The sequence below is a fragment of the Alphaproteobacteria bacterium genome, from assembly GCA_025800285.1.
In the GTDB taxonomy this organism is placed as follows: Bacteria; Pseudomonadota; Alphaproteobacteria; order JAOXRX01; family JAOXRX01; genus JAOXRX01.
The window spans coordinates 1-3,143 of the sequence record JAOXRX010000077.1; the positions used below are offsets into that span (position 1 = coordinate 1).

General features: G+C 31.6%; 3 protein-coding genes. All 3 read right to left on the reverse strand.

Annotated elements, in window-relative coordinates:
* Nucleotides 1-25: 25 nt before the first annotated feature.
* The gene (locus OIF36_04250; GenBank protein ID MCV6599669.1) at nucleotides 26-1,375 is read right to left on the reverse strand and encodes an IS4 family transposase; all 1,350 of its coding nucleotides are present in this window, start codon (nucleotides 1,373-1,375) and stop codon (nucleotides 26-28) included.
* Nucleotides 1,376-1,581: 206 nt separating this feature from the next.
* Nucleotides 1,582-2,775 (reverse strand): IS256 family transposase, encoded by a 1,194-nt coding sequence (locus tag OIF36_04255; GenBank protein MCV6599670.1) that lies wholly within the window; start codon nucleotides 2,773-2,775, stop codon nucleotides 1,582-1,584.
* Between the two features lie 57 nt (nucleotides 2,776-2,832).
* The coding region (locus OIF36_04260) for a hypothetical protein (GenBank protein ID MCV6599671.1) at nucleotides 2,833-3,143 on the reverse strand (311 nt) is incomplete at its 5' end.

A 3,143-nucleotide genomic window follows, 5' to 3' on the forward strand; every position in this document is an offset into this window, starting at 1 on the left:
TCAATGTCATTAAGTTAAGCTTTCTCTATATTGCATCCCTTTGGTTTTTAGTTACTTTTAGTTTTGTTACGGTTCTTCTGATTTTATTTCTTGAATTAGTTCTTTCAGACCTTATAGGAACTAGATGTTTTTTGAATAGTATTTTGAGTTCTTCAGTCATTTTATTGGTGTCTTTTTCAGAGAATAAAAGGGTTATTATTCTATCTTTTAGAAAACCATAACTTAAGTTATTATTTACTTTATACTCATATTTCCTAGACTTATTTTCGGATGCAATTTCTTCTTTTAGATCATTGACTATTATTGATTGAATATTACTAACCAATATAGCAGCATAAAAATCTTGTTGTATTGCTATTTGTGAGTATCCTGTAAATAGTTCTACCTTTAATTTATTTTTCAATTCATCATAAAAAGTTTCCACCTTCCAGCGTTTGAAATAAAGTTCTTTAAAAAGTTTTGGCGGATATTTTTTAGTATTAAATAATGAAGTAGCTAATACTTCTATTTCTCCTGAACTTAGTTCTACCCGTATTAATCTTACTTTAATGGGAGCTGGCTTTTTCTCTCCTTTTTTCTTGTATACATATTTACAACTATTTATTTCTACTATTTGAGAGGTCTTTTTAGTTTGAACAAAGTTTTTAACTGGATTTAAGTCTGATTTTAAACGCATTAAAAAAGGAGTATCCCCCAAAGCTTTTAAAAAATCATACGAAAAGTAACCTCTATCAAAAATAACTAAGTCATTAGTATTACATTTTGGCAAATGCTTCAGTGCCATAACCCTTTCATAAGTGTTTCTTGGATTGATATTAGCATCTATTACTAATTGATTTTCGACATCATATAAAACAGATATCCTTGCTTGAACATTAGTATCTCCTGTTTGATTTCTAGCATGCCCATATTTTTGAGAAAGTTCTTTAGAAAAAGGAAGGTTTAGAGTAGATCCGTCTACTGCTAAAAGTCTAAAGCCTTTCCATAGTTTAACCCCCAACTCGTTATCTGTGTAAAATTCTTCAACCAAAGTATCAGATAAAGCTGAGAAAACTAATGGGTTTATTTTTTTTCTAGACTGTGTATAAGCACTGCTTGTGAATAGTTTTACTGGAGAACAAGAAACCTTTTCTAGTTTTTCTATAAAATTATGTATTTCAATTACTAGGCTTTTTCTTAAAAAGTTCAGCATAAAAATTAGCGTATTTGTAAAAGTTAGTTTTCTATTACGAATAAAGTCTTTTTCTGAAACTCTAAACTTACATTTAAGTTCTTCGGAAAATAGTGTTCGAGATATAATTTTGAGAATTTCTTGCGAAGTTTTTTTTGCATAATAACTATCTGAATGATAGTATAATATACAAAAAAAATACATAAAAAACAACAGTAAACCACTGAAATGCAGCAAAATAACATGTTAACTTAATGACATTGAGCATTAGCTACGGTTTCTTTTTATTCTGAAATAGAAAGGAAAAAAGGGCTATTTATTGGGGTAATTTTGAGCTAGAAAGAGTCTATCCAGAATTTTGTGTTTTTAGAAAACTAATTTCGAAATTCACAGGTTATAATTTTTGGTTGTTATAATCTGTCTGGAAAACAAATATACAATTGATTGTAGATTTGCCCCCAATTAGATCGGGATTTCTGCCATTTTTTACGTATGCTTTGTGCAGCCAAATAAATAGATTTAAGAGCTGCATTATCATTAGGAAACACTTTCTTATTGCGTGTATACTTGCGTAAGCTAGCGTTAAAGCTTTCGATAATATTAGTGGTGTAAATGAGTTTTCTAATTTCTTTTGGATAGCTTAAAAAAGCAGTTAAATTATCCCAATTGTTTTCCCAAGATTTTACAGCTTTTAGATATTTACCCTCCCAGTTGTGTTTAAAATGTTCAAAAGCTTGTTGGGCTGCGTCCATATTATCGGCTTGGTATATGGCTTTTATATCTACCATAATCTTTTTACGATCCCTGTAAGAGACATATTTTAGAGAGTTTCTAATTTGATGAACAATGCAGATTTGTCGAATACTTTTAGGATAAATGGCTTCTATAGCTTGGTCTAAGCCAGCCAAATTATCGGAGCAAAGAAAGAATATATCTTCTACCCCTCTAGAGCGCAAATCATCTAATATAGCCATCCATGCCGAAGCTTTTTCTGTTTCAACAATGGTCATGCTTAAAATATCTTGCTTTCCTTCGGTATTTACACCTAAAACTATCATACAGGCTTTTGATATTACTTTGCCTTCTTGACGTATTTTGTAATGAATTGCATCTATCCATACCATAGGATAAATGTCTTCCAGAGGGCGATTCTGCCAAAGTTTAATATCTTCCAAAAGTTGATTGGTAATGACAGAAACTTGTGATGTAGAGTATGCCACTCCATAGCTAGATTCCACAAAGTCGATAATATCGCTATTGCTCATCCCTTTGGCATAAAGCATTTGGATACAATCTTCTAGCTCTTGGGTGATGGTTTGATGTTTAGGAACAATAACTGGCTCAAAACTAGCTTCTCTATCCCTTGGAATATCTATGGGTTGTTGCCCGTTTTTGGTCTTAATTGTTTTTTTGGAAAAACCATTTCTGGTATTGGTGGAATCGTTTTTGGCTCCTTTTTCAAATCCTAGATGAGCTGTCATTTCAGCGTTGAGCAAAGCTTCTACTCCTCGCTTAAAAAGCTGATCTCGAACTTGATCTAAATCCTCTTTGTTGCTAATCTTGCCTACTAAGGCTTCTAATTGCTTTTCTAATTCTGGTTTCATAAAATAAAAAATTTAAAGGTAATTTTTTTGCCTATGAATTTCAAAATCAGTTTTCAACTAAATTTTAGCAAAAACACAAAATATTACACAGTCCCAAAATAACAGCTCTTTGGAGGCCTTAAATATTTTGGAAGTATCGTTTTTGTTATGAATTGCCTGGTTTTGTGTTTTAAACAGTCTATCTGTATCGCGCCATAGCTTGCGTCCATCTTTGATGCACTTCTTTCCATAACCGTATTTTTGTAAGTCGTAGATGACCTCACCTTTCAAACGTTTATCCATTATACATACTTCCCAAAAGTGCATATATTCCAATTTGGAATGTGGCTTCTTTAAATTGCCCATATATATTTTTATTAAGCGTTGAG

What these genes read in the sequence shown, in the direction of transcription:
- OIF36_04255 (MCV6599670.1), bottom strand. Translation starts at nt 2,775, where the DNA reads ATGAAACCAGAATTAGAAAAGCAATTAGAAGCCTTAGTAGGCAAGATT.
- OIF36_04250 (MCV6599669.1), bottom strand. Translation starts at nt 1,375, where the DNA reads ATGTATTTTTTTTGTATATTATACTATCATTCAGATAGTTATTATGCA.